Here is a 26,378-nt window from a genome sequence, read left to right on the forward strand (position 1 = left end):
AGAGTGTTGTGCTGAAAGATAAAAAAGTCACCTGCAGCAAACGTAATGAATTCGTGAATTGTACTAATATTCAATAAATTAGTTTTTTGCTTTCTTTAAAATGAAATAATTTGCACAAAAATTGAACTTTTCAAAAATTTCCGTGTCTAATATAGTGAGCATTTCCCCCGAATGCTTAGCTTCGCTTTACCCCCTCTTAAGCGGAGCAGTGTTTAGATTTCATTATCTAAACATCCAATTTGCCCCGGCAGCAGCCGGGGATTTTTTATGTGTATTGAATGAGCTACACTATAAAACAAGATCATTGGGAATTTAAGAAATCATCCGATAATTGGCTACACCTTAATGCACTAAGTTGAGCCTATCCCTAACGTGACATGTGCTTTGAAACAAAGAATCTAAGGCTCAGTAGCTCGATCTCGCGGGAGGGAAGAGGAACAAGAGGAACATATTCTTAACTTAGTAATTAAACTACACTCTACTTTTTATTGTAAAAGGGATATGCTTATGAACAAGAAATTAGTCTTTATTTTCTTATCAATTTTTTTCCAATTTAGCTATGCACAACCAGAGCCCGCCCAATTATCCGTCTGGGTTAATGAGGCAATCGTAGCCACCTATACTTATAGCTATAAAAATTACCTTGAAGATCAGAAGAAAATAGCTAAGTACTTTGCAGCGGACGCCTGGATATCCTACAGCAAGGCGTTAAATGCCTCCAAATTACCAGAGGATGTCCAAAAAAATCTCTATAATGTGAGTGCCGTAGCTACTGCCCCCCCGGTAATCACCAATATCGACCCAACACATTGGAAAGCAACAATGGGGCTTATCGTAGCGTATCAAAATCCACAATACCAACAACGTCAACATTTGAAGGTAACGATTAATTTTATGGTTGCGCCATCAGGACAAGGAGTGCGGGGATATACCATCACCAGTTTACAATCCGTAGTAACCAAACAACCTTGTAAATGTGATGTTGAAGAAGACAGTGATTCAATGCCAGCTACTACCCCTGCATCCAATACCCCAGCAGCAAGTCAGCCTAACCCAAATAACGCCAAACCATAAGTCCTAGATGCATAAGGATTAACATGCCAATCAAAATCAAAATCATATTTAATTTGCTTGGCATGGTTACATCTAGAGCAGACTCCTCAGGGTCATTGGGATTATAATAGATATCAATTGCCGTATTTTCTTGAAAAGCAACAGCCGCTTTATAAGCAATGCCACGGGAATATTTACTATTAGGATTGTTATGGGCTGTATCTAAAAACAAATATTCTCCCGTTAAATCTTTGTCATCAACTTGATAAGTATATTCAATTTTAGGCCAAACACTATGACCTACTTTAGTCCAGTCGCATTTAGTAATATAACCTTTAACTTTTAGCCACGATTGTGCTTGTACCAATACTTGTCTATCACGCCAAAAATGCCGGAGGAGTATTAGGAGGAATACTAACCATCCTAAATCCAACATCCAACGCCAAATATTTAGCCCAGTCATTAAAGTAGTCCTAATAAATATGCTGTATGGAATATACAGTATATATCGCAATAGGTATAATCACCCACACTAAGGTGATTGAAAAAAGGACGTACAATGATTGCTAAAACCCCTCTCCATGCCACACATCAAGCTTGTGGCGCCAAAATGGTTGATTTCCATGGCTGGGAAATGCCTTTGCATTATGGTTCTCAGCTTAATGAGCACCACTATGTTCGTAAAGATGCGGGCATGTTCGATGTATCGCATATGACTATTGTTGACATTCTTGGTGCCGGTGGCCGTCAATTCTTACGTAAACTTTTAACCAATGATGTGGACCAGCTTGAACACAACGGAAAAGCACTTTACAGTTGTATGTGTAATGAACATGGTGGAATTATTGACGATCTGATCGTCTACCAACGCGCTTCTGATAATTACAGAGTGGTTCTGAACTCGGCAACCCGACAAGATGATTTAGCCTGGATTCGCCAAAAAAGTGAAGGCTTTGCCGTTGGTTTACAGGAACGAAGAGAATTGGCAATGATTGCCGTGCAAGGACCTAACGCGATAGAAAAAACAAAAAAAATTCTTACTCCTGCACAAATTGATGCCGTTTCTACTTTAACAAGTTTCGAATGCGTGGATGTGGAACAATGGTTTTTTGCTCGCACTGGATATACGGGAGAGGATGGATTTGAAATCATTGCCCCGCAAGAATTCATTATCCAACTATGGAATGATTTAATGCAGGCTGGTATTCATCCTTGTGGATTAGGTGCCCGCGACACCCTTCGCTTGGAAGCAGGAATGCTTCTTTATGGGCAAGATATGGACACTACCACCAGCCCCTTAGAATCAGGACTCGGTTGGACTATTAAATGGGAACCCGCCGATCGTGATTTTATTGGGATGGGAGCTTTATTTTCCCAAAAACAAATTGGAATAAAACGAAAAATGGTGGGGCTCACTTTATTAGATAAAGGTATAATGCGCAATGGACAAAAAGTAATAATCCCAGGTTGTGCTGATGGAATTATTACTAGTGGGAGCTACTCACCTACACTGGAAAAATCTATCGCCTTGGCGAGAGTTCCAGCTGAAACAGGTGAAGAGGTAATGGTTGATATTCGCGGAAAATTAGTTCCTGCAAAAGTTGGAAAACCGCGTTTTGTTAAATCAGGAAAAGCGATTTAAAACATCGGATCCAGTTAAGTAAAAATAAAAACGTATAGTCTGAATGCAAAAAAGGATCGAGTTTTCTCGTAACTTTGTAGATTTCTAGATTTAATTTGACTTCAGTGCTATAGAATTAAATAAGGACAATGCAATGAATGAGTTAAAATTCACAAATACCCATGAATGGATAAAAGAAGATCAAAATGAAGTAACCGTGGGCATTACCGACCATGCCCAACAATTATTGGGTGATATGGTTTTTGTTGAGTTGCCTGAAATTGGTGATGAAGTAAGTGCAGGAGAAGAACTTGGTGTAGTTGAATCAGTAAAAGCTGCCTCTGATTTTTATGCACCCGTGAGTGGTATCGTTACTGCCATCAATGAAGTAGTAGTCGAAAATCCAGCTCTTGTTAATTCTGAACCCTATGCAGCGGGTTGGCTTGTCAAAATGAAGCCCAGTCATCCAGACGAAATTAATAGTTTATTGACTGCGGAACAATATCAAAATGAGATCGCTGAGGAGCATTAATTATGCCTTATATCCCACACACTCCCGAAGATAGCAAAGCCATGCTTGATTCCATTGGGGTTCGAGATACTCAAACCCTATTTGATGAAATTCCATCGTCTTTGCAATATGCAGGGTTTCAAAATATACCTGCGGGTATCAATGAAATGGATATGCTCAAAGAAGCAAACAATCTGGCTAATAAAAATAAAAATGGAATCTGTTTTATGGGCGCAGGATGCTATGAGCATCATATACCTGCAGCAGTGTGGGATATCGCTTCTCGTGGCGAGTTCTTAACCGCATACACTCCCTACCAAGCCGAAGCCAGTCAAGGTACTTTGCAGTTGTTATACGAATACCAAACCATGATCTGTGAATTAACCGGTATGGATGTATCCAATGCATCGATGTATGATGGCGCCACCGCATTAGCCGAAGCTATTTTAATGGCTGTCCGAGTGAATAAGCACAGTAAAACCAGTCGTGTGTTAATCCCTGGGACAATTCACCCCTTCTATCGTGAAACCATTGAGACCATCCTGCGAAACCAGCATATTGAAGTGCTCACATTGGCCTTTGATGAAAAACAAGGGATTACCCCTCTTTCCGCATTAGAAGGATATGCAGGAGAAGATATTACTGCCTTGGTTATTGCGCAACCCAACTTTTTTGGATGTTTGGAACACGTTGATGAGCTCAGCGATTGGGCCCATCATAATAAAATTATTAGTATTGCCTGCGTTAATCCTGTCTCACTTGCCTTGTTAAAGCCGCCAGGTTCATGGGGAAAACATGGTGTTGATATTAGCTGTGGTGAAGGCCAACCTCTAGGCTGTCCTATGGCATCGGGCGGTCCCTATTTTGGGTTTTTAAGCACCCGCATGGCTCATGTACGCCAAATGCCTGGTCGAATTATCGGCTGTACTTTGGATAAAGATGGAAAAAGAGGATTTACTTTAACCTTGCAAGCACGGGAACAGCATATACGTCGGGCTAAGGCCACCTCAAATATTTGTACTAACCAAGGTTTATTAGTGACCGCCGCGACAATCCATATGAGCCTTTTGGGCGCTGAAGGATTACGCCAGGTTGCAAGTCAATGCCATCAGAATACTCATGAGTTAGTAGATGCTTTAACCCAAATTGAAGGTGTAGAACAGGTTTTTTCTGCCCCTTATTTTCATGAAGCAGTACTTAAGCTCAACCAACCAGTAGAGCACGTGTTAGAACAATTAGCCCAAGCAGGTATTACTGGTGGTTATACCCCAGGAATTCATTATCCTCAACTGAAAAATACCCTTTTAGTCTGTGCTACGGAAATGCGTACTGCAGAGGAAATTGCACTTTTTGTCCGAACCTTGAAATCCATCCTGTCCCAACGAGGTGACTCATGTTTGTAATTCAGTTAACCTACTTAGTTCCTCTAATTGAAGTAGATAAATACCTACAAGCACATCGAGAGTTTCTTGATTACTACTATAAGCAGGGTTTATTACTGGTTTCAGGTCCTATGAAACCTCGAACAGGTGGAATTATCATTGCAGCCACAAATGATCGCGCCTATCTTGAATCTATATTCAAAGAGGATCCGTATTATTTGGCGGAAATTGCGGAGTATCAATTTATTGAATTTACCCCTGTCAATCATCGAGCTGAACTTAAAGAATTTATTCAAAAAATGGAAGGCAAATTATGTTGATTTTTGAATTATCTAAAAAAGACTGTCAGGCAACAGCGCAAGCGCCAAAAATTTCAGCCAGTAAATACGCCATTCCTGCTGAATTGCAGCGAAAAACGCCCCCCAAAATGCCGGCATGTTCCGAGTTGCAAGTAGTTAGACATTTCACACGTTTGTCTCATAAAAACTTCTCGATCGATAGCAATTTTTATCCTTTGGGTTCCTGCACCATGAAATATAATCCCCGAGGGGTTCACAAAGCCGCATCCATACCCAACTTTCTCAATCGCCACCCTCTAGCGACTGAAGATAACAGCCAAGGTTTTTTAGAGCCTTTGTATCGCTTGCAAGAATATATTGCTGAAATTACAGGGATGGCTGGGGTATCTTTAACAGCAATGGCAGGCTCACAAGGAGAATTTGCTGGCGTTGCAATGATAAAAGCTTATCATCAATCTCGAGGCGATACAGCACGCGATGAAATGCTGATTCCCGATGCTGCCCATGGTACCAATCCAGCCTCTGCAGTCATGTGTGGTTTTAAGATTGTTGAAATCCCCACTGCTGCGGATGGCGACATCGATTTAGAAGAATTAAAAAGCAAGCTGGGCCCCAGAACAGCCGGCATCATGCTAACTAACCCCTCTACTTTGGGTTTATTTATGCGTCAAATTAAAGAGATAGCGGCTCTTGTTCACCAAGCTGGGGGATTATTGTATTACGATGGCGCTAATCTTAATGCAATTTTAGGAAAAGTACGACCCGGTGATATGGGCTTTGATGTGATGCATTTAAACCTGCATAAAACCTTTGCAACCCCACACGGTGGGGGCGGACCTGGTGCTGGTCCAGTAGCGGTAGGTAAGCGTCTGCTTCCGTTCATACCCTTACCGATAGTGAAAAAAACCGATTCGGGATATCAATGGGCAACCCGGCAAGACTACCCACAAAGTATTGGACGCCTGTCTTGTTTTATGGGGAATGCAGGTATTTTACTGCGTGCTTATTTTTATATGAGAGTGCTGGGTAAAGAAGGTTTACTTCGTGTTTCAGAATATGCGACGCTTAATGCAAATTATCTACTTAAAGAATTAACTAAAGTAGGATTTACTGCAGCCTATCCGCAGCGACGCGCCTCTCATGAATTTATTATTACTTTAAGTCCAGAAAAGAAAACATATGGCATTACTGCAATGGATTTTGCTAAAAGGATGTTGGATTATGGCGTGCATGCCCCCACAACTTATTTCCCTTTACTCATTCCCGAATGTCTTTTGATTGAACCTACGGAAACGGAGAGCAAAGAAGAATTAGATCATTTTGTGCGGGTTATGAAAAGCATTAGGGAAGAAGCAGCCACAAACCCTGAGTTGGTTAAAAATGCCCCCCATACCTTGCCCGTCAAACGGTTAGATGATGTGAAAGCAGCCCGCGAGTTGGATTTAAATTATTTTGCCACTCATAAAGAAACCTAGATCCATTTTGGGATTTTGATGTAAAAAATTGGCTATAGCGCATAACCCTTTATAAACCTCACTTGGACGTATGAGTACGATACGTTCGAGTGATGGATCTTCCTTTTTCAGGCTACATTTAAAACACATAGAGTACGTCTTGTGCATCAACCCTATTAGGTCTATAACTATAAAATGGAATTAATAATTTTTTTTACCCCATTATCACCTACGCTATAGAGACACGATAAATAGCGTTGTATTATAAAAGAAGGAATGTATAAAGTGCTCCCCAAGAACCTTACAGTTCTGCATTTTCTTTTACGAGACATACAAGCCTGTATGGATTTACGCTACATAGAAAAAATTCTTCCTTTGCCTATGCTCGAAATCGTGCCCACCAGCCCAGACTATTTTGTTGGATTAATGAATCTTAAAAATAAATGCATACCCATTCTTGACTTGGCTATTGCTATGGGTTTAACCCGAAATGAAACCTATCCTTTGAATATACCCATTTTATTATGCTCCGATGGAACACATCAGGTGGGTTTGATTGTTGATAAGATGCTTGAATTGAGCCCCATTGATGAACAGCAAATTGAAATTCATGAAGAGTTTACGGGTAATAACTCACCGTTTTTGGGTGCCGTGACTTTGGAAACAGGGGTTTCGCTGTTAATCAACATCGATTGGATTTTTGCTTTGCAACTAACCCATTTCAACCAGATGGCTATGAATCATGAGTAATATGAGCACTAATATATTAGATGACATAAAAAAACTCGAACCCGAATTTATGGAATTAATCCATTCCCGTTATGGACTTATAATTCATGTAAACCAAGCGCAAGAATTAGAAAAAACCATTACTGCCGCATGCACTAAATTCAATTATCGACCCCTGGAATACTTAGAGCAATTGAAAAGCGGTGCGAGTAATTCGTCTTTATTAGCGGATTTAGTTGCAGCAATTACAGTGGGTGAAAGTTACTTCTTTAGAGACAAAAATCAAATGCAATTACTTGAGCATAAACTGCTCCCACAATTGATAAAACGAAAAGCAGAAGAAGCTACTTTAAAAATTTGGAGTGCCGGTTGTTCTTCAGGTGAGGAAATATATACCATTGCCATGTTGTTGGCAAAGCTCATAACCAATCTTGATGCATGGGACCTCTATTTATTAGGAACTGATATAAATAAGGCCGCACTTCAGAAAGCAATTTTAGGAACATATGGGCAATGGTCCATGCGCTCTATTCCAGAAAAATACTTACAACGATATTTTCTAAAAAATGAGCGCTCTTATGTTTTATCACCTGAGATTCGTGATTTGGTGCAATTTAAATACCTTAACTTATGTGATAAGACTTATCCATCCATAATCAATGGAATCTATGAGGTTGATTTAATCTTATGCCGCAATGTGCTAATTTATTTTGATAACGAACTGGTTACAAAAATTATGCAAAAGATAAGTGCATGCATGTCTGAAAAGGCTTATCTTTTATTGGGCGCATCAGATCCTATAGTTACCATGGGGACAAATCTTGCTTTTCATTATGATGGTGCAATCTATTTTTCCCTGGAGAATAATGATGAAGCGAACAAGGATTTTGAATGATGATTAAAGAACAAAAAAAGGCTTCGGAATTAATACCCAAAAATGAAGAAGCTCTTAAAATACTGCAGACCAGAGCAAAACAACTTGCCCAACCTGAGCTCGATACCAACCAAAATCATGGTATTACTTTCGTGCGCTTCAACCTAGGTCAAAATGAACATTATGGGATCCCTTATCAATACGTTCAAGAAGTGTTACGTAATATAAGCATCGCTCCTGCCCCTTTCGTTCCTCATTTTATTGCTGGGGTAATCAACTGGCGGGGGGCGCTGATTACAGTTGTAGACCTATTTAAATTTTTACATTTAAATCATTCAATTCCAAGTTGCGAACAACAGAATGAATTCATCATTGTTATTCAGGCAAATAATATAACTCTTGGCTTACTTGTTCAGCGCGTCGAAGGTAGCCAACTTTATCTACCCAGTGAATTAGCTGAGCCATTATCCTCTCCGAATGTGCCCCATCCAGAATATATTCTGGGATTACACCATGCCGCCACGGCAATCATTAATGTAGAAACGTTAATATCAAGTTTGAGTCAAGAAATTAAACTGCGCTTATATAAGATAGGAGAGGTTCATGGAAACTAATGGGAATAAACGATTTGTTATTACAGTACGCGCTCGTTTGTTAATTGGCTTCATGACCCTTAGTTTACCTGTAATTATATCTATTTTGTTTTTGATACCCAAAGTAAATAACGTCGTTTACTTGAATCAGGAAATTCGTCGTGAAAACTTACCGGAAATTCTAGATAGTCAAATTTATCAAACCCAAGACCTTCTCGAGCATTGGGCGATGACGGGAGATCCTAGCTCCAAAGAACATTTGGACCGTTTGTGGGGCGAAATTAATGAAGTTAGAGACCGATGGGATCAGGTAATGCACTCCCTGGGAGATAAAAAATTACAAACTAAATGGGATAAATTGCAAGAATTATATATACCTCTTTATGATATTCAGAAATCCTTTATCAATTCTCCGAGAGATCCCAATAATTCCAATAATGTAGAAAATAGTAGGAATAAAACAAGAGATGTCGAAAATGCAATGATCGACATTATATTAGGTTCTTATTCTTTACAAACAGGTAAGCGAGCAGGTGGTTTGTATGCATACGTATCGCAAGAAATCGAAAAGAATACAGATGAAATAAATCAAAGCCTAAATTCCTTAAAAACATCTGCTTATGCATTATTAATTCTTGCCGTGTTATTAACGATAACAGTTCCTTATATCACCCAGCGTTCTATAGCAAAGCCAGTGGATAATGCAATCAATATTGCCGAACGCATCGCCGCCGGTGAACGTGATATCGATATTCAAATACGAACGGCAGATAAATTAGGCAAAATGCTTTTATCGTTAAAAACAATGCAAGAGGCGATCAAGAAAAATGAGGAAATCCTTCGCCGTAAAGAGGAGGAATCTCGAGAATTATTTGAAAAATTAGTCAATTCATCGAAAAAATATCGGTTACATAGCAGTAAAGTGGCTTCAGGTGACCTTAGAGAGCGTCTTGAAATAGATAAAGACGATATATTGCAGGATCTTGGCAAGGATTTAAATTTGATGACCGATGGACTTGCATTTATCACCAAAAAAATTACTAAAGTCAGCAATGATATAGTCACGATGGTGGGTACGGTACTTACCTCCGCAAATGAACAAGCAGAAAGTATTACTTCACAAGCGTCTGCTATTAATGAAATCAGTGCCTCCCTGGAAGAAATAGATAAAAGCTCAAAACAAACCATGACTAAAGCACAAACACTACGTGAAGTGGCTAAAAATACCTATGAACAAGGAAAACTGGGTAGTGAATCCGTAGAGCAAAGTATTCAGGGTATAAAAGTTTCAGAAGAAAAGATGAAGATAATCGCGCAAACCATTCTTGATTTAAGTACTCACACGCAACAAATCGGAGACATTACCTCCGTAGTTAATACCCTTGCCCAACAATCAAAAATGCTCGCCCTGAATGCATCCATCGAGGCATCCAAGGCGGGTGAAGCTGGAAAAGGATTTGCAGCAGTGGCAACCGAGGTACGCAATCTTGCCGAACAGTCAGAGCAATCCACCGTACAGGTACAAAAAATTCTTGAGGACATTCGACGTACTACGGAACGCGCAGTTACAGTGACCGAAGAAGGGGCCACGACTCTTGATTCAGGAATAAAACTTGTTGAAAAAGCAGGCCACATTATCCAAGCTTTAAGTAAAATGATTAATGAGGCATCCATTTCCAGCCAACACATTGAAGTGGCCATTCGTCAAGAAGCAGTTGGAATTGAGCAAATTGTTGAAAGTATGAATGAAATCAACCGAACTACATCTACTTTTTCGAGTGGAATTAAAGAAATGATGACCTTTATCCATAATTTGGATGATATTGCCAAACATCTAAAGGAAGATATAGATATCTATAAAGTTTAGGAGCTCCATATGACTCCAGACGATGAATTACTGGCGACATTTAGTGCAGAACTTGAATCATTACTGACGCTGGTCACCGATCACTTAAAAAAAATGGAACAAAGTGAATCGAGTGATTTAAGTCCTATGATGGAAGAAATTTCCCGCGCAGGACGAAACATTAAAGTTTCTGCATTTTCTCTAGATGCCGATGATCTGGGGAAAATGGCTGAATACATTGAGAAATTGTTTGAACCGTCAAGGAACGTTTCCCTTGAATTAATTAATTTAGGATTTCGTGCTGTAGATGGAATGCGTGAAATTCTTCATGATTTTATAGAAAAACAACCGCTTTCTGAGGAGCATCATGCATTATTGTATCAGTTACAGCATGCGCTCTCCGATGCGGAAAAAACTGAAGAAACTCAAAGTATAGAGGAACCACCTACCTCACCTGATTCAATTAGAAAACCAACGCCTAGAGCCTTAGATAATGAATTTATAAAAAAACTAGTTGAAACATTCAAATTAGAACTCCAGGAAAATTTAATCACCATTACTGATGGTTTATTACAACTTGAAAAAGGAACTTTATCTGCAGAGGAATCCAAGAGCTTATTGGAAGAACTTTTTCGAATTGCTCATAACATCAAAGGTTCTTCTCGGGGTATAGGGGCTCTCGATGTTGGTGAGATTGCACATCATATCGAAACTTTATTTGCCGCAATCCAAAAAAAGAGTATAAGAATTTCTTCGAGCCTGATTAATCTTTGTCTGCAATCGATCGATTATATGAATGAAGCCATGCAATGTTTCAGTGAACAAAAACCACTATCGTTCGATTTAAAAAATCATTTACTGCAACTCGAACATCATACTGAATTATCCAGTGAAGAAATGTCATTATCTGAATCGAGTGCTGAATTTACTATGGTTAAAAAAGCGCCTCTATCTCCAGAGGGACAAGTAAAAACCACCGAATTTGAATCAATCCGTGTTTCTTTACAAAATTTAGATCGAGTTTCAGTTTATACCGAAGAAATTCAAGCCATAAAAATAGTCATCGAAGAATATTACAACAAATTAACGAAGATGAATTTTAAAATAGAAAATTTGGTTCAAGCATGGAAAAAAAGTAAGACTAATCTACACGTTTTTACGCAAGAAAAAGAAGAACCCGAGGACTCGTTGTTTTCTACCAGTTTTTTAGAATTATCAGAAATTCATAATTCGACGCGTTTAATGCAACGGGAAATGCGAATCCCGGTTAGCGAATTATCCATTTTATTAAATGCGCTTCAGGATGAGATTCGCACTTTGCGACTGATTCCGGTTACCACACAATTACGTTATCTACCTCGAATCGTGCGTGATTTAGCCCATGAATTAAATAAGCAAGTGAATCTTGAAATAAATACCAATGATGTAAAAATTGATAAAATGATCCTCGATGGTTTAAAGGATCCGATCGTTCATCTTTTACGTAATGCAATCGATCATGGTATCGAACCAACCGAAGTCCGTAAAGCGGCCAGTAAATCCTCTCAAGGAAATATTCGCATCAATGTCAATCAGGAAGACAATCAAATTGTATTTAAAATCATTGATGATGGTGCCGGCATCAAAACCGATGATGTAATTCGCATCGCGTTGCAAAAGAAAATAATTACCCAATCTGAGCTTGAAAACATCAAGAAAGAGGATATTTACGAGCTCATTTTTCGACCGGGTTTTTCCACTCGAGAAATTGCAACTGATATTTCCGGACGGGGCGTTGGTTTGGACGTCGTACGTTCCAACTTGCTTAGGCTAAAAGGCCAAGTCAGCATTGAAAGCCAACCGGGGAAAGGAACCACTTTTTTTCTGAGAGTACCACTCACCTTATCTACGGAACGAGGATTAACGGTTGCCTGTAATGAGCAAATATTTGTAATTCTTACCAACTCTGTAGAAACAATTATGTTATTAAAAGAACAAGACATTATGATTGTGGAAGGAAGCCCAAGTGTTCTTGTCAACGAACAACCAGTTTTGTTATGCTCATTGTCTAAGGTACTGCAACTTGGTGAAAACAAACAGAATAAAAGAGAGCATAACTCTGTGGTGGTAATCAAAAAAAATGGAGACCGTATTGCCTTACTTGTCGACGAAATTATTGGTGAAAGGGAAATTGTACTTAAACCGTTGCAAGAGCCATTGATACATATCCCTTGTGTTATCGGAGCTACTCTAACCGGCAGCAATCAAATTAATTTCGTCTTAAACTCCGCGGAGATTATTAGAAAAATGCTGCTATAGTGAACTATTACCCATGATTAAAATTTTAATTGTTGATGACTCACCCACCGAAGTTGCATTAATTCAACACATCATAGAATCTGAAAAAGATATGGAAGTCATTGGTGTTGCCAAAAATGGAAAAGAAGCAATTGACCTGACTACCCTATTAAAGCCTGATCTTATTACGATGGATATTCAAATGCCGATTATGGATGGACTCGAAGCCACTCGCATTATTATGGCCCAAAATCCGACCCCCATCGTCGTGATCAGCTCCCTGGTGAATGATGAGTCACTCTCTGCCACATTCCATATTCTTGAAGCAGGTGCGTTAACTGCATTAGCGAAACCCGTTAATGTATTCTCCCCTTCATTTGAAGAAAGCAGTCAACACATTGTTGATACCCTAAGAAGCCTCTCTGATATTCGGGTGATCAAAAAACCACTAAAAAAATATTCCCCTCTTGATGAAAGCAAAAAGCATAACCCAGAAGACACGAACAACTTAAATTATGAAATTTTAGGAATAGGCGCTTCAGTGGGCGGTCCTATGGCATTAAAGACCATTCTCTCGAAATTAGATTCTAATTTCCCAATACCTATAATGATTGTTCAACATATGAGTCCAGGCTTTCTTCGAGGATTTGCACAATGGCTTGCAGAAAACTCACCTCTTCAAGTGAAAAATGCGGTTGATTATGAACCATTACAAAAAGGAACAGTATATGTTGCCCCTGAACACAAGCATATGGAAATCGAACGTGTTCATGAACGATTAGTATGTAAACTAGTTGATGGCCCCCCAGTCTCCGGTTTTTGTCCTTCGATTACCCGATTGCTGCATTCTATTGCCAAAGTTTCTGGAAATAAGGCGATTGGAATTCTATTAACTGGAATGAGTGATGATGGTGCAGAAGGTTTATTGGAATTAAAAAAAGCTCATGGACATACATTGATTCAAAACCAGGAAAGTTCCATCGTTTTTGGAATGGGCGCTGTAGCTCAGTCCTTGGATGCTGTAGATGAGGTTATTGGGTTAGAGCAGATTGCAAGTTATTTAACCAAAATTTGTCCGACAAAACATGAGTAGCTCTTTTATGGAAAAAGAAAATCCCGTGGTCTTGGTGGTGGATGACAGTGCCACCATGCGCTTAATTACCTGCAATGCCTTACTTAAAGTTGGTTTTGCAGTGATTCAAGCTGAAAATGGTGAGGCCGCATTATCCTTACTTAAAACCTCGAAGCCTGATGCCATTTTGCTGGATGTAGAAATGCCTGGTCTGAATGGTTTTGAAGTCTGTGCAGCGATTCGAAAATTACCCGATTGTCTTTTCCTTCCTATTATGATGGTCACTGGATTAGAAGATTATGAATCCATTAATAAAGCCTTTCAGGCAGGAGCTACTGATTTTACCACCAAACCAATTAATCCAACGCTATTAGGATATCGTGTCCGTTATATGGTACGGACTAATTCGTATTTTCAAGAATTACAAATTGCTGAACAAAGAGTCAAAGCCTTAAATGAAGAACTGATAAATAAGTTAGTTGAAATCCAGCAAAATGCAATTGCGGTAGCACGCTTTGTCCCTCAAGATTTTTTGAAAGTTCTAAATCGTAAAAATATTGCAGACATCAAGCTCGGCGATTGTGTTGAAAAAGTCATGACCGTCCTCTTTTTGGATATAAAATCGTTTACTTCACTTGCTGAACGTTTAGCGCCTGTTGAAATTTTCACGGTTTTTAATGAACTAATGAGTTATTTAGATCCTGCTATTTTAAAAAATTCTGGCCTTATTGATAAATATATTGGTGATGCCATTATGGCATTATTTAATAGTGCCGATGACGCTGTGACCGCGGCATTGGATATGTTAGAGGCTTTAGATCGTTTTAATGCCACGCGAGTTCGCGATAACCTAAAACCTATTAATGTAGGAATTGGGATAAATACCGGTAATTTGATTGTAGGCACTGTTGGTTTTGAAAAACGGATGGATTGCAGTGTCATTAGTGATGCAGTCAATATAGCTTCTCGACTTGAATCATTAACTAGAAGTTTTAATATTGAGCTTCTCATTGGTGAACAGACCTATGAAGAATTAAAACAAAAAGAAAAATACAATTTACGTAGTTTAGGTTTAACCCAAGTGAAAGGGAAAAGCTTATCTATAGAAATTTATGAAGTTTTTAATCATAACTCCCCCACTGAAATGCAGTTAAAAAAGGATTCAGCTACTCTTTTTAAGGACGCTGTAACGCATTATGAAGCAAAAAAATTTGCGGATGCGGCAAATTGCTTTGAGCAAATCGTACTAAAAAATCCAAATGACTCACCAGCACAATATTATTTGCAGAAATGCAAAGAAAAAATGTAATGAGTCATTTTATCCAGGTTAAACGAGTGATGACCCTTCTTAACCGGCTTTAATTTGATCCACTACTTGTTGGTTGAGATGGGTCACAATTAGACTGACTAATTTAACTGCTTGCTCATAATCACGTTTATCAAACATTCCAGCTTGTTGATGTGCATAGCGAATAGGAACTCCGATATTGATACTAGGAACCCCTGAACCTGAACCTTGAACTTTTGAGCCATCTTGACCATAACCCATTTCTGACTCAAGTTGCACTTGAATATTATTTTTCTTTGCTAAATCTAAAATCCAGTTAAGTAGTTCTTGATGAGGAATCATGGAGCGATCATAGACAAATAAAGTAGGACCTTTACCCAAGGCTATTCGGCCTTTGCGTTTTGCAATTAAAACAGGATAATCATCGGCAATACCTACCTCAACATTAATGGTAATATCGGGATGAGTACTTTGATATACAGTACTTGCCCCACGTAGCCCCACCTCTTCCTGTACGGTTGCTGCTGCATAGAGTTGATTAGCTTTATCCTGGTTTTTTATAGAGTCTAGAACATCGCCAATAAGCGCCAGCCCCAAGCGATCGTCAAGAGCCTTTGCTAAAAAGCGGTTTTCACTCAAAGAACTAAATTGGCTTGCAGGAGTCACTTGCAATCCTGGACGCACATTGAATTTGCTTTCAGCCTGCTCTTTGGTTTCTGCCCCGATATCAAGAAAAATAGCATTCCCCGAGGGCAACTGATTTTTCTTGGCTTCATCAATAAGATGGGTCGAGTCCATCCCTGAATAAGCTAAAATAGGTCCATTAGGCGTGGATATCATCCAACGCTGTGCAAAAATTACGGAAGATGGAATACCGCCTAAAGGAATAACTTTGATAAAGCCATCTGGAGTAATTGATTCAATCATATATCCTACTTCATCCATATGCGCCATTAACAAGACATTAGGACCTTTCTGATTTCCTTTGTATTGGCCAATTAAATTACCCATTCCGTCTACTGTAATACTGTTCATGGATTGCTGCCATTGTTGCTTTACCGCATCCCGAACAGACTTTTCAAAACCAGATGCACCTGCTAAATCTGTTAATTTCGCTAAAGAATGATCGTCTGCAATAGCACTTGTTGCGCCAAGCAGCGATAACCCTGCTGTGAAGAGATTTAATTTTTTCATACCAATGTCCTTATCTAAAATCCGGTGTGAGAAACGTTGAATCAATAAGCCGGTAAAATTCATCCTCTTATTCAAAGGCTTTCCCTGAATCTTCCCATGCGTTGCTGAAAAACTATTCTCAGGATCCGAAAGATCCTGCCAACCACCCGTAGCCTCACGGAAAAGCCGCGTACGTAGACTCCGGATATGATTAAGAAATAGTATTTGTTCACAGGACTCAGCGGATGTTTTTCCGAATTATTGTGACCTCATTCTACTATAGTAAGCCTCAAATATTTAGGCTATTATTGCCCTTTTCATTGGAATAATTTTTGCCATGCACACTGCCATTGTAATTCCGGCCCGCTATGCTTCTACTCGTTTACCAGGAAAACCTCTGGCCATGATTCAAGGGCAAACGATGTTGCAACGTGTAGTCCGCTTATCACGTGCTGCTGCGGAAGGATTAGAAAATGTGTCGGTAGTCGTTGCAACAGACGATGAGCGAATTGTCCATCATTGTAAGGAATTAGGTGTTGCATCAATAATGACTCCACCAGAGGCGCCAAGTGGAACGGATCGTGTCGCCGAAGCAATACGCTCTATGGAAAGTCAACCCGATTTCATTTTAAATATGCAGGGCGATGCTCCTTTAACACCGCCAGATTTTTTACGTGCATTAATCGATGCGTTCACTACTTCTCCTTGTGACGTGATTACCCCCGTAACTCAATTAACCTGGGATCAGCTGGACAATTTGCGCCAAAATAAATTAGCCACTCCCTTTAGTGGTACTACCGCCGTATTCGATGAACAAACAGGCCACGCTTTTTGGTTTAGCAAAAATATTATTCCTGCCATCCGCAAAGAAAAAGAATTACGTCAAAACAGTGATAAAAGTCCGATATTTCGTCACATTGGCTTATATGGTTATTCGCGAGATATGCTCGAACGCTATATTAACCTGCCAGAAAGTAAATTTGAAAAAATGGAAGGTTTAGAGCAATTACGTATCTTGGAAAATGGCTATACAGTTCGTTGCATTCCCGTTGACTATAGAGGTCGTGCCAGTATGTCAGGCATTGATAGCCCAGAGGATATTGCTCGTGCTGAAGCATTGATTGCCCAACACGGTGAACTATTAGAGAGTATGTAACTATGAGGACTCGATTACTGGTTGCTCGTCATGGAAATACTTTTGCGCCTGGCGAACTGGTTCGAAGAGTAGGCATTACTGATTTACCGCTGGTAAATAGTGGCTTCACTCAGGGAAACAAACTGGGCAACTATCTGAAAACCAATGGTCTTATTCCAGATGTAATTTTTACTTCGAAGCTTAAACGGGCCATACAGACTGCAGAACAAGCCCAAAAGACTATGGGGACCCATTTGTCGATTGAAACGCTGGCCATTTTCAATGAAATCGATTACGGGCCTGATGAAAATCTGCCCGAAGAAGAGGTTGTTGCACGCCTTGGAAAGGAAGCAATTTATGCATGGGAAACACAAGCTATAGTGCCTGAAGGTTGGAATGTCGATCCCTCTTTACTGATTCAGAATTGGGTGGATTTTTCTTTGCGTATTCGTAAAGAATACCCCGGGAAAACATGTCTGGTAGTTACCAGCAATGGAATTGCTCGCTTTGCGCCTTATTTAACGGGTGATTTTGCAGCATTCAGTGCGCAATATGGAATCAAAGTTGCAACCGGAGGATTGTGTGTCTTTGAGCATAAAGAGCCATCTGGGACATGGGATTGTCTTGCTTGGAATGTAAAACCTCAGTGATCTTGGAAGATTTCTCATGAAATTATGGATGATAGGATGTTCTCTATTTATAAGTTCCATTTGTAATGGGGCTTCTCAATATTGTTCCCCAAATCAGCCCTGTTGGCCCCCTCAAGCACAATGGGACGAGTTCAATAAACAAGTAAATGGGCATTTACTACGCGGACAATCCCCTTTATCTCCTTGTTTTAAGAATTCTAAGAGCCCTTCATGCCAAATGGTTCTGCATGAGTTAAAAAATCCTTATTTTATTGAGTCACAAGCTGGGGCAACCCAATCCAATGGGTGGGTCGGTGGCTGGCAAACTGCAGTGAGTTCTTATGTGGTAGCAGTGGAAAGCGCCCAAGAAATAGCTGCTGCAATTAATTTTGCACGCACGCATCGAATTAAACTTGTGGTGAAAGGCACTGGTCATGATTATCTTGGTCGCTCCAACGCACCGAACTCACTTTTAATCTGGACCCATCCCCTTCGTGAGGTCACTATTCAAGATCATTTCATTCCACAGGGGTGTCCTGCAACCCAGACTCCCACGACTGCAGTCACGGTTGCCGCAGGCTCACGATGGATAGAGGTCTATAAAGAAGTCACTACCCACAAAGGCCGCTACGTTCAAGGGGGAGGTTGTGCCACAGTCGGTGCTGCGGGCGGATTTATCCAAGGAGGGGGATTTGGTAGTTTTTCCAAAAAATTTGGCACCGGTGCCGCTGGTGTTTTAGAAGCCGAAATTATTACTGCAGATGGAGTCATTCGCACTGCTAATGCCTGCCAGAATCAAGATTTATTTTGGGCATTAAAAGGTGGAGGTGGAGGTGCCTATGGCATTGTCAGTAAAATTACATTGCAAACCCATGACCTTCCCAACCTATTCGGAAAAGTTAAAGGTACGATCACTGCGAAATCGGATGCAGCATACTTCCAACTTATTCATCATTTTATCGAGTTTTATCGTCTCAAACTCCATAATGAGCACTGGGGGGAACAAGTTGCTCTAACCCCGGATAATAAAATGAATTTCTCGCTCGTTTTTTCGGGTTTAAGTAAAGCCGAAGTAGACAAACTTTGGCAACCATTTCTTAATTGGTTAGCAAAAAAACCCGAGCAGTACCAATTTAGCCTTCAGAGTGCAACTCGTCCTCCTAGGCACTACTGGGATTTTGATTATTTGCTTGCTAATGCACCAGAAGCTATTGTGGTTAACAAAGGAAAAAATGCGCCCCCACATGAATATTGGTGGGCATCAAATCAATCTGAAGTATCTATGTATATTAATTATTATTTATCCATGTATCTTCCGTTCACATTATTTACGGAGGAAAACGCAACAGCATTGACCAAAACACTTTTCGACGCATCGCGTTTTGTTGAACTTACACTTCATTTCAATAAAGGATTGTCGGGTGCCCCAAAAGATGCTCTTGCACATCAAAAAAATACGTCCATGCATCCTGAAGTACTTAATGCAGCGGCTTTAGTCATTATTGCAGGGGGTCAACAAAATACCTATGCCAATGTTGCTGGACATGAGCCGGATTTAAATAAAGCTAACGCAGCGATAAAGCAAGCCCATAAGGCTATGAAACGACTACAAACCTTAAGTCCCAACTTGAGTACTTATCCAAATGAAGCAGATTATTTTATTAAAAATTGGCAATCGGCTTTATGGGGAAGCAATTATCCTAAACTGCTGCAAATAAAACACAAATACGATCCTCAAAATCTATTTACCTGCCATCATTGTGTGGGAAGCGAGTAAGATTGATAGAGAATAGATTCTAGCAGGATGAAACGCCGCGTAACCTGGGAACATTTTGGGATGAAACCCGGGTTACGCTCACACTTCAGTGAGGTTACATTTTAAACATCATCAAAGTAATTTTTTAATGTTTGCTGTACGTCCAAATTGAGCTCACCAGAATTAGGATCAATTGCACTTACTGTATCCCCAAGATATCCGATCGCCCAGAAGAATATATTGTTGGTTTCCATATTCGCTTGCAAATAAGGCATGAGTGCATTTGTAAAAAATGCCTTGCCCTTTGCAGTTTTCCAGGATGCCTCACCCAGAACAACTGGATAACCTGCCTTATATAAAAATCCCCACGACCAGTCGAATCGTAATTGACTTGGAGTTCCTGGGGCAGTTTCCCAGCCAGCTACCTCAGCAGGATATACATGGGGTGAGAAAACGATATGGCTGTTTTGCGCTTGTGAATCGCCCAACAACCACTGCAATGCAGTCTGGTTTATTCCTTGACTCACTAATTCTTTTTTAAATTTATCCTTATCAAATACGGGAACTCCAGTTTTAGCTTGTTTTTCATTGAGTAACGGCTTGAAATCTTCCCCCCAATTCCCTTTAAAAAACATCCGCTCTAAAGTGCCACATAAAGCGGGATCAGGTGAGTGACTGTATCCATTATCATTTACGATCTTCGATTTGGGGACACAAATTACAGGATTGTTTGAATCATCATTTCCTGAATCAGGCCCTTCTACAAAGAGCAACAGACTAGGATTGTTTTTCTGAATTGCATTCGCAGCTGTTGCTATGACTTTGGTCCAGGGTACTTGAGAGTCATGCATTTTAAACCAATTTAAACGATAAGGTTCATTAAAAATATCAATGCCTAACACATTGTCTAAGTTACGCTTTTTAATTTCTGTGGCTAAAAGAGAAATATCTTGTTCGTAACGTTTCATATCATATACAGTACCATCTCGCATTGAATCGCCATAACCATGACGGTGATGGATGTCAATCATTACTCGGATGTTTTTCTTTTTTAACTCCTGTAAAACCGTCCAGAACGCTTGTTTTGGACTTACTGCTTTTTCACAAGCACTTCCATAACTTTGCCATGTTTTACAAAATAAGCCATTACCCGCGCTGGGAACCGCTTTATCTGAGAGCCACTTATTCAAATCAACCTCATGTTGATCATCATACAGAACTTCTGGTTGTATCGGTAATCTTAAGGTTTTAAAACTAACCCCTGAGTTTTTATCTACGCCTGAACTCGGGAACTCCCATGGCTTGCTAATTAAATTCATCATTCCATAAGCTCTTGGGCTAGAACTTAATGAGGGAATTGCATAAAAAGGATTGCTCTGTAAGCCTTGAACCACATTGGTGTCTTGGAATCCAGACCATGAGAGTCCGTCAATATGAACCAGCTGACCTTTATCAGTGTAAATTTTACTTTCCCGAGTCTGGTAGGAGTGCGCATTCCATGCAAGCATTAGTAATAAACAACCTCCTAATACATTCATTTTTTTCATTCACTGTACCTCCAAATTAATATGGATACTTACTTAAAAGGGGGATTATTTAATCACCGCCACATCATTTAAGACAAAAAATAGATGAGTTTTGCAAAATTTTAACAAAATAGATTGATTTCAATTGACGCCAAACAAAAGCCTGATGGGTGCAAACCCGAGAATCGTAATCCATTCAATTCTCGAGTTACACTGCAAACAAAAAAAGGATCATTATCCTACATGGGAAAAACGGCGATCATTTTCATAAATTGACTTTTTAACCAATTCATCCATGTCCGGACTAGGTTCGCAAGACTGATAAACAACTTTTAAGGGAGAAACATCCACAGTTGATTTGGTGATATTATTTTGCAAATAACCATCTAGATTTCTAAAAGTAAGATACTTATCTGTAGCAAACTCTTGGCATTCGGCCATAGTTTCGTCTTGGCATATTGAAAATTTAATTAAATGCTCTGCATGAAATGGTTCATGACTTTTTGAAAATACGTACTGCATATCGTACAAAACGCTATCAGCGCCAGCACAAAAATAAGAACCGGATTGAAAAGTGTTATTTTCGAATACATCACTACGAATAAAACGGCCTTCTCCAGGTTGCAAACCCGCGAGAGTTACTTTATGAGTTGCTATTTCTTTAGGATTGTCTGCAAAAGCATAACCAGTTAAAACCAAACCCAATAATACCGAGGCTACTTTCATCATTCTGTTTTAACTCCTAATTTTGAAATAAATATTCTCTGTAATGATTTTATTCTCCCTTAAACCAATACAAAGAACAGGAAAACAAGAGTTATTGTCTAAAAATAAAACACCAACTCTGATTAATTTCAGTCCGTCATTATACCCCATTTCATACGAATAGTGTAAAAATTTATAAATTAATTCGCATTTTGCTCGAAAACAGTCTATGGAAATGAGGCTGGAATTGATGAGCTATCAATACATTAAATGCAAAGTCTCTCTCGGGAAGAAGATAATTTTTGCTCTCTTTGTCTTTTTTATTAACCGAATAAAAATTATTTTGTTACAATGCCTAAATTAAATCTAGATGCGTGTTAATGAATGTCTAAAAAATTAATCCAAAATTTCAGAACTGCATTAATACATTATTTGAAAAATCCATATGATGAGAAGAATAAAAAAAATTTAACCGAATCGGCTTTCGCTATATATGATTATGCTGCGAAATTGAATAATAGCATGGAACCCGATAAATATATGACATCTATCGATGAAATGGTCAAAGTGGCAGTTCGGGGAATCAAAGTACATCCTTTCCTTGCAGAAGTATTGGATTCGTTTTCTCGTGAATTAGGGATGTTGGATCAGAAGCATAAAGCATATGCATTTCATGTCCTCACCATCACTTATAACTGGTATTTGAGAGAGCGTGTAATTGATCCGGAACAACTCGCTCGGAAAAAATTAGCAACAATCAAGAAAACAATCCAACAATTAAAAGTTGCTAACAATCCTTATGTTGAAGAATTAGAAGCTGCACTAACTCAACTAACCACATTAGTTAAGCAGTATTTTAAATTAACACCGGAGAAGCAATTACACGAGCATTCGGCCCTTGAAGAACGACTCAATTTTATTTGTGCGGAGCATCGAGCCGCCATTACTAGTGATGTTCGAGTTAAATTTGCTTTTTACAGTTTCCTTTCCCTAATTTTTAGTATTTTTGATGTATTGGGATTTTCTCTTGCTGCCGAATGCAAAAAAACAAATAGCTTTTTCCAAGAGGCTTCATTAACTCCCCAAAATACCCTATCCGATTTTAGAATCCCCTTTATTAAAGTTAAAGATAATTTTGAGGATGAAGAGCAATTACTTATTTTTGGTATCTCATAAAATTATTAGAGGCCTGTTTTCAGATCGTCCTCACTTTCAAGACCCTCAACTATAGTGGAATCGGGTGCCGCATGAAGATGATGTTTTCCGGTGGGGTTTTTTAAAATTTTATGCGTGGGATGAGGCGATTTTCGTTCAATTTCTTCAAAATTAAATTTGTTTACCAACCCATCTGTCTCGGAGTAATGGATTTCTATGGGAATTGGTTTTTGGACATGCTCTTCCGTTAAATATCGTGTTAAATTTTTAAAAGCGCTCGCTACAAAAGAGATAAAATCAGAAAACGACGAAAGCGCAGAAGCACCACCTTCTCGCCTTATCCCTCTTTGCCCTATAAGATGAGCATGTTCATCTTTATCGCTCGGATTCGATCTAATCGTTGGTAGATTACCGATAATTTGCAACAGTGGATTTTTCATAGCTGCTGGGGCTATTAACTGAATTTTCTTTATCTTATCTTTAGGCATATTTGCAGGTGGATTATCATTAAGTTCATGGATCATTTTTAATGCATTAGCAATAACAGCACCTCCTAAGCTGTGGCCTAATAAGATTATTTCATCCACATTGGGATCTAAATAGGCCTTTTCTAACATACTATAAAAATCTAATTGCATTTGTTTTATATTTAAATCCTCTTTCCCACGAGCTTCGTCAAAAGCAGCCCCCGACTGGTCATAACTTTTGACTGTGTACCCTTTTCTGACATATTGGTTAGCAACCACATTAAAAGTATTTACGCTGTCTTGTAATCCATGGACAGCTAAAACCAATTTCTTGCTAGGTTCATTTTTCGTAGAATCAGACCACGTTTTTATTTGTAACGTTCTTTTATCTTTCTCAGGGTTATATTCCTTAAATTTTTCGGGATGCTTTGCAGCGAAATCGATAATAGCCTGCTCTATATAATTCTCAAATCGGCTTGAAAAACCTCTCTTAAAACTTGATGATAAGAAATGGCTGGCAATCTCTTTAACCGCATCATCAATATGATGTGGTGGTATTACTTGATTCTCTTGATATTTAGCTAATATAACTCTGATTGCTTGAAGATCGCGTGCCCTGTTCTCATTAGGTTTAGGATTTAAATCTTCATATCGCTTACACGCATATTCTATTACTTTGGCAAAATCATATTCTATGCTTTCTGTACTATAGCTAGCATAGGGCTCTAATGCGCTAAAAGCCTTGTGCATTGTTTTATTTATTTCTTCGTTCGCCTTAGCTTCTTTTGACTTTCCTTTAGCAATAACAAAAGGGGCTAAGCAAGTATGCCAATCTGTAGTATTGGAATAGTTTCCTTGAGGAGTTTCTTTTGCTTTTTCTACTAAGGATGAAATTATTTTATTTATTTCTTCTGGATTAATTTTTATAATTTTTTTTGAAATTAAACTGGTTAATGCCAGCTTACATGCTTCTACTAAAGCGGCATCCTTTCTGGATTCGACAACTAGGGCATCTAATCTTTCTTGGTATAAAAGAAGGGCAGCCCTATTGTAATTAATAAAATCAGGATTGTTCTTAGTAAATATTTGATACGCCTTTAGGCTTTTAGGTTTTTTGGGGAACTTTTCATGGCTATTTTTGTATTTTTTTTCGCAATAGACAGCAAAAGCTTCATCTAGATAGCTTAATTTAAGCGCTTCCGGATTAGAAACATTTTTCTCATGATTAAGGTTTTGAACTTTAGAACTTAATGTTGTATATATGTTTTTATAGCTATTACCCATTCATATCTCACTCAAAAATATTTGTTCTGATATGTATTTTAAGTTCTTCCACGGCGTAGTTTTTATTCATATCGTATAAATATTATACCACAAATTACGCTGCTTGAATTTTTATCGCTTCATTGATACCGCACCGATTTTAATGAATTATTGGACTGCAACAGTGGTCAACTCATTACCATTATGACAAGTAAATAATAACTATTTGATTTCACGCCAAAAAAGGCTTTGCTATTAAAAAAAAATGGGTTATAACTCTCTCTTACCTGAATCAAGGATTGACAGGTATCTAGGATGGGTCAGCATGATGCTGAATATTATTTTTTCATGGAGTGAGAAAATGAACAGTAAAGTATTTTCGCAACGCTTCAATCGCGAGTTGGCTTCATTGGACTTTCCAGAGGAATTAACTGAAAAAGTCAAAGCCGTAGCTAAGGTATTTGGAATTTCACGTCATTTAGCAAACTCTTTAATCTTTGGTCACATACTTCCAGCAACCGAACAACTTAACCGAATCGCTGAGATTTTAGAAGTTTGTCCCAAATGGTTATGTGGGGCAACCGACCGAAAAAAAACTTATCACGCTCGTGAAACTACAGAATGATGTATAATAGTTAAAGTTGAGATAATTATTATATATTTGTAAAATGCTGTATCTGATCTTAGAGTCGATTATTGGATACAGCATATGTATCTATTTTCATCATTGAATATAGCTTTTATTCGCGGGTTATTACCATCATGGAATGCTTAAGTTTTTGTATTGCCAAATCAATTGATTTATCACGTGTTGACAATCATTTTAAAAATGCTTCGACTGACTTTACCTCATTGAAAACTCGAGATGTCCTAAAGTTAAGTGCAAATCACAATAAAGACCACACTATATTCATTTTTAAAAATGGCACGGTGGTTTCCTGGGGAATCAAACGTTATCAAATTAATGATTATCTAAGTACCATTAAGCTATTGGTTGATAAACCGGTCACTCTTTTGGTACATGATGAATTTCATTATCAATTCCGTGATAAAACTACGATAGAGCCACATGATTTTTTTGATGTGGATTGCTTGACTATAGAGGATGAAAGCGATGAGCTCAAACTCAGTCTCTCTTATGGGTTTTCTCAATCAGTAAAATTACAATATTTTGAAACAATTATTGATGCGCTAATTGAAAAATACAACCCTATGATACAAAGCCTTTCGCATACTGGTGAAATGGAAATTAGCCGTACTCAAATACAACAAATAATTGGGGAGATCCTGGGTGCTAAAAGTGAAATGAATCTAATTAGTAATTTCCTTTATCATCCCAAATACTTCTGGCAACATCCAACTTTAGAAGAACACTTCACTATGTTGGAACGTTACCTACACATTCAAAGACGTGTCAATGCAATTAATCATCGACTCGATACACTCAATGAAATTTTTGATATGTTTAATGGTTATCTCGACAATCGACATGGCCATAATTTGGAGATTATTATTATCGTTTTAATTATTTTGGAAATTATCGTTGCCGTTTTAAACCTACATTTTTAAT

At 38.7% G+C, this 26,378-nt stretch carries 24 protein-coding genes; 19 read left to right on the top strand and 5 right to left on the bottom strand.

Annotated elements, in window-relative coordinates:
- Positions 1-507 precede the first annotated feature (507 nt).
- Entirely contained in the window at positions 508-1,074 is a 567-nt protein-coding gene (locus tag HBNCFIEN_RS15715; RefSeq protein ID WP_182391992.1) for a DotI/IcmL family type IV secretion protein, read from the top strand.
- On the opposite strand, the gene HBNCFIEN_RS15720 is transcribed toward HBNCFIEN_RS15715, so the two are convergent.
- A complete protein-coding gene (locus HBNCFIEN_RS15720; protein WP_182391993.1) occupies positions 1,049-1,516 on the bottom strand; it encodes a DUF3592 domain-containing protein in 468 nt (155 codons plus the stop codon). The two genes, HBNCFIEN_RS15715 and HBNCFIEN_RS15720, sit on opposite strands and share 26 nt — an antisense overlap.
- A gap of 96 nt (positions 1,517-1,612) precedes the next feature.
- On the opposite strand from HBNCFIEN_RS15720, the gene gcvT reads away from it, so the two are divergent.
- The 12 genes from gcvT (at position 1,613) to HBNCFIEN_RS15780 (ending at position 15,020) form a co-directional block, all read left to right on the top strand.
- Positions 1,613-2,695 carry a glycine cleavage system aminomethyltransferase GcvT gene (gene gcvT / locus HBNCFIEN_RS15725; RefSeq protein WP_182391994.1) on the top strand — a complete coding sequence of 361 codons (1,083 nt, stop codon included), beginning with the start codon at positions 1,613-1,615 and terminating at the stop codon, positions 2,693-2,695.
- Positions 2,696-2,828: 133 nt separating this feature from the next.
- Entirely contained in the window at positions 2,829-3,206 is a 378-nt protein-coding gene (gcvH, locus tag HBNCFIEN_RS15730) for a glycine cleavage system protein GcvH (RefSeq protein ID WP_182391995.1), read from the top strand.
- A 2-nt stretch (positions 3,207-3,208) separates the two neighbouring features.
- Positions 3,209-4,588: an aminomethyl-transferring glycine dehydrogenase subunit GcvPA gene (gcvPA, locus tag HBNCFIEN_RS15735; protein ID WP_182391996.1), complete on the top strand. Its 1,380-nt coding sequence runs from the start codon at positions 3,209-3,211 to the stop codon at positions 4,586-4,588.
- The gene (locus tag HBNCFIEN_RS15740) at positions 4,579-4,887 is read left to right on the top strand and encodes a YciI family protein (RefSeq protein ID WP_182391997.1); all 309 of its coding nucleotides are present in this window, start codon (positions 4,579-4,581) and stop codon (positions 4,885-4,887) included. The genes gcvPA and HBNCFIEN_RS15740 overlap by 10 nt, the downstream gene beginning before the upstream one ends.
- Entirely contained in the window at positions 4,881-6,341 is a 1,461-nt protein-coding gene (gene gcvPB / locus HBNCFIEN_RS15745; protein WP_182391998.1) for an aminomethyl-transferring glycine dehydrogenase subunit GcvPB, read from the top strand. The genes HBNCFIEN_RS15740 and gcvPB overlap by 7 nt, the downstream gene beginning before the upstream one ends.
- Before the next feature lie 255 nt (positions 6,342-6,596).
- Positions 6,597-7,070 (top strand): chemotaxis protein CheW, encoded by a 474-nt coding sequence (locus tag HBNCFIEN_RS15750; protein ID WP_255464265.1) that lies wholly within the window; start codon positions 6,597-6,599, stop codon positions 7,068-7,070.
- 1 nt (position 7,071) lies between these two features.
- On the top strand, positions 7,072-7,944 hold the full coding sequence (locus tag HBNCFIEN_RS15755) for a protein-glutamate O-methyltransferase CheR (RefSeq protein ID WP_255464266.1): 873 nt from the start codon (positions 7,072-7,074) through the stop codon (positions 7,942-7,944).
- On the top strand, positions 7,941-8,537 hold the full coding sequence (locus HBNCFIEN_RS15760; RefSeq protein WP_182392001.1) for a chemotaxis protein CheW: 597 nt from the start codon (positions 7,941-7,943) through the stop codon (positions 8,535-8,537). The genes HBNCFIEN_RS15755 and HBNCFIEN_RS15760 overlap by 4 nt, the downstream gene beginning before the upstream one ends.
- Positions 8,527-10,383, top strand: coding sequence for a methyl-accepting chemotaxis protein (locus HBNCFIEN_RS15765; RefSeq protein ID WP_182392002.1), 1,857 nt, complete (start codon positions 8,527-8,529; stop codon positions 10,381-10,383). The genes HBNCFIEN_RS15760 and HBNCFIEN_RS15765 overlap by 11 nt, the downstream gene beginning before the upstream one ends.
- Positions 10,384-10,392: 9 nt before the next feature.
- Positions 10,393-12,660, top strand: coding sequence for a chemotaxis protein CheA (locus tag HBNCFIEN_RS15770; RefSeq protein ID WP_182392003.1), 2,268 nt, complete (start codon positions 10,393-10,395; stop codon positions 12,658-12,660).
- 13 nt (positions 12,661-12,673) lie between these two features.
- Positions 12,674-13,732, top strand: a complete 1,059-nt coding sequence (cheB, locus tag HBNCFIEN_RS15775; protein WP_182392004.1) for a chemotaxis-specific protein-glutamate methyltransferase CheB — start codon at positions 12,674-12,676, stop codon at positions 13,730-13,732.
- Between the two features lie 7 nt (positions 13,733-13,739).
- Complete coding sequence (locus HBNCFIEN_RS15780) at positions 13,740-15,020, top strand: adenylate/guanylate cyclase domain-containing protein (RefSeq protein ID WP_182392005.1); 1,281 nt, start codon at positions 13,740-13,742, stop codon at positions 15,018-15,020.
- Between the two features lie 39 nt (positions 15,021-15,059).
- Here HBNCFIEN_RS15780 and HBNCFIEN_RS15785 read toward each other — a convergent pair whose 3' ends face one another.
- Positions 15,060-16,193 (bottom strand): M42 family metallopeptidase, encoded by a 1,134-nt coding sequence (locus HBNCFIEN_RS15785; protein WP_182392006.1) that lies wholly within the window; start codon positions 16,191-16,193, stop codon positions 15,060-15,062.
- Between the two features lie 316 nt (positions 16,194-16,509).
- Here HBNCFIEN_RS15785 and kdsB point away from each other — a divergent pair, with 316 nt between their 5' ends.
- From kdsB to HBNCFIEN_RS15800, 3 genes are read left to right on the top strand one after another with little or no spacing between them, the layout of a single operon-like run.
- Positions 16,510-17,328, top strand: coding sequence for a 3-deoxy-manno-octulosonate cytidylyltransferase (gene kdsB / locus HBNCFIEN_RS15790; protein ID WP_182392007.1), 819 nt, complete (start codon positions 16,510-16,512; stop codon positions 17,326-17,328).
- Positions 17,329-17,330: 2 nt separating this feature from the next.
- Positions 17,331-17,957 carry a histidine phosphatase family protein gene (locus HBNCFIEN_RS15795; RefSeq protein WP_182392008.1) on the top strand — a complete coding sequence of 209 codons (627 nt, stop codon included), beginning with the start codon at positions 17,331-17,333 and terminating at the stop codon, positions 17,955-17,957.
- A gap of 16 nt (positions 17,958-17,973) precedes the next feature.
- Positions 17,974-19,713, top strand: a complete 1,740-nt coding sequence (locus HBNCFIEN_RS15800; RefSeq protein WP_182392009.1) for an FAD-binding protein — start codon at positions 17,974-17,976, stop codon at positions 19,711-19,713.
- Positions 19,714-19,814: 101 nt separating this feature from the next.
- Here HBNCFIEN_RS15800 and HBNCFIEN_RS15805 read toward each other — a convergent pair whose 3' ends face one another.
- Positions 19,815-21,239, bottom strand: a complete 1,425-nt coding sequence (locus HBNCFIEN_RS15805) for a cellulase family glycosylhydrolase (RefSeq protein WP_182392010.1) — start codon at positions 21,237-21,239, stop codon at positions 19,815-19,817.
- Positions 21,240-21,452: 213 nt separating this feature from the next.
- Complete coding sequence (locus tag HBNCFIEN_RS15810; protein WP_182392011.1) at positions 21,453-21,947, bottom strand: hypothetical protein; 495 nt, start codon at positions 21,945-21,947, stop codon at positions 21,453-21,455.
- A 360-nt stretch (positions 21,948-22,307) separates the two neighbouring features.
- Between HBNCFIEN_RS15810 and HBNCFIEN_RS15815 the strand changes: the two genes are divergently transcribed.
- On the top strand, positions 22,308-23,099 hold the full coding sequence (locus HBNCFIEN_RS15815; RefSeq protein ID WP_182392012.1) for a hypothetical protein: 792 nt from the start codon (positions 22,308-22,310) through the stop codon (positions 23,097-23,099).
- A 5-nt stretch (positions 23,100-23,104) separates the two neighbouring features.
- Here HBNCFIEN_RS15815 and HBNCFIEN_RS15820 read toward each other — a convergent pair whose 3' ends face one another.
- Positions 23,105-24,829, bottom strand: coding sequence for an alpha/beta fold hydrolase (locus tag HBNCFIEN_RS15820; protein WP_182392013.1), 1,725 nt, complete (start codon positions 24,827-24,829; stop codon positions 23,105-23,107).
- Between the two features lie 340 nt (positions 24,830-25,169).
- On the opposite strand from HBNCFIEN_RS15820, the gene HBNCFIEN_RS15825 reads away from it, so the two are divergent.
- Together HBNCFIEN_RS15825 and HBNCFIEN_RS15830 are read left to right on the top strand one after the other, a co-directional pair.
- Positions 25,170-25,433, top strand: a complete 264-nt coding sequence (locus HBNCFIEN_RS15825; RefSeq protein WP_182392014.1) for a hypothetical protein — start codon at positions 25,170-25,172, stop codon at positions 25,431-25,433.
- Between the two features lie 137 nt (positions 25,434-25,570).
- The gene (locus tag HBNCFIEN_RS15830; protein ID WP_182392015.1) at positions 25,571-26,377 is read left to right on the top strand and encodes an RMD1 family protein; all 807 of its coding nucleotides are present in this window, start codon (positions 25,571-25,573) and stop codon (positions 26,375-26,377) included.
- The last annotated feature ends 1 nt before the right edge of the window (position 26,378 follow it).

The organism is Legionella sp. PC997, from assembly GCF_014109825.1.
Classification (GTDB): Bacteria; Pseudomonadota; Gammaproteobacteria; order Legionellales; family Legionellaceae; genus Legionella.

Bases quoted from the DNA above. Each gene is read 5' to 3' on its own strand.
- HBNCFIEN_RS15715 (WP_182391992.1), top strand. From the start codon at position 508: ATGAACAAGAAATTAGTCTTTATTTTCTTATCAATTTTTTTCCAATTT.
- HBNCFIEN_RS15720 (WP_182391993.1), bottom strand. From the start codon at position 1,516: ATGACTGGGCTAAATATTTGGCGTTGGATGTTGGATTTAGGATGGTTA.
- gcvT (WP_182391994.1), top strand. From the start codon at position 1,613: ATGATTGCTAAAACCCCTCTCCATGCCACACATCAAGCTTGTGGCGCC.
- gcvH (WP_182391995.1), top strand. From the start codon at position 2,829: ATGAATGAGTTAAAATTCACAAATACCCATGAATGGATAAAAGAAGAT.
- gcvPA (WP_182391996.1), top strand. From the start codon at position 3,209: ATGCCTTATATCCCACACACTCCCGAAGATAGCAAAGCCATGCTTGAT.
- HBNCFIEN_RS15740 (WP_182391997.1), top strand. From the start codon at position 4,579: ATGTTTGTAATTCAGTTAACCTACTTAGTTCCTCTAATTGAAGTAGAT.
- gcvPB (WP_182391998.1), top strand. From the start codon at position 4,881: ATGTTGATTTTTGAATTATCTAAAAAAGACTGTCAGGCAACAGCGCAA.
- HBNCFIEN_RS15750 (WP_255464265.1), top strand. From the start codon at position 6,597: ATGTATAAAGTGCTCCCCAAGAACCTTACAGTTCTGCATTTTCTTTTA.
- HBNCFIEN_RS15755 (WP_255464266.1), top strand. From the start codon at position 7,072: ATGAGCACTAATATATTAGATGACATAAAAAAACTCGAACCCGAATTT.
- HBNCFIEN_RS15760 (WP_182392001.1), top strand. From the start codon at position 7,941: ATGATGATTAAAGAACAAAAAAAGGCTTCGGAATTAATACCCAAAAAT.
- HBNCFIEN_RS15765 (WP_182392002.1), top strand. From the start codon at position 8,527: ATGGAAACTAATGGGAATAAACGATTTGTTATTACAGTACGCGCTCGT.
- HBNCFIEN_RS15770 (WP_182392003.1), top strand. From the start codon at position 10,393: ATGACTCCAGACGATGAATTACTGGCGACATTTAGTGCAGAACTTGAA.
- cheB (WP_182392004.1), top strand. From the start codon at position 12,674: ATGATTAAAATTTTAATTGTTGATGACTCACCCACCGAAGTTGCATTA.
- HBNCFIEN_RS15780 (WP_182392005.1), top strand. From the start codon at position 13,740: ATGGAAAAAGAAAATCCCGTGGTCTTGGTGGTGGATGACAGTGCCACC.
- HBNCFIEN_RS15785 (WP_182392006.1), bottom strand. From the start codon at position 16,193: ATGAAAAAATTAAATCTCTTCACAGCAGGGTTATCGCTGCTTGGCGCA.
- kdsB (WP_182392007.1), top strand. From the start codon at position 16,510: ATGCACACTGCCATTGTAATTCCGGCCCGCTATGCTTCTACTCGTTTA.
- HBNCFIEN_RS15795 (WP_182392008.1), top strand. From the start codon at position 17,331: ATGAGGACTCGATTACTGGTTGCTCGTCATGGAAATACTTTTGCGCCT.
- HBNCFIEN_RS15800 (WP_182392009.1), top strand. From the start codon at position 17,974: ATGAAATTATGGATGATAGGATGTTCTCTATTTATAAGTTCCATTTGT.
- HBNCFIEN_RS15805 (WP_182392010.1), bottom strand. From the start codon at position 21,239: ATGAAAAAAATGAATGTATTAGGAGGTTGTTTATTACTAATGCTTGCA.
- HBNCFIEN_RS15810 (WP_182392011.1), bottom strand. From the start codon at position 21,947: ATGATGAAAGTAGCCTCGGTATTATTGGGTTTGGTTTTAACTGGTTAT.
- HBNCFIEN_RS15815 (WP_182392012.1), top strand. From the start codon at position 22,308: ATGTCTAAAAAATTAATCCAAAATTTCAGAACTGCATTAATACATTAT.
- HBNCFIEN_RS15820 (WP_182392013.1), bottom strand. From the start codon at position 24,829: ATGGGTAATAGCTATAAAAACATATATACAACATTAAGTTCTAAAGTT.
- HBNCFIEN_RS15825 (WP_182392014.1), top strand. From the start codon at position 25,170: ATGAACAGTAAAGTATTTTCGCAACGCTTCAATCGCGAGTTGGCTTCA.
- HBNCFIEN_RS15830 (WP_182392015.1), top strand. From the start codon at position 25,571: ATGGAATGCTTAAGTTTTTGTATTGCCAAATCAATTGATTTATCACGT.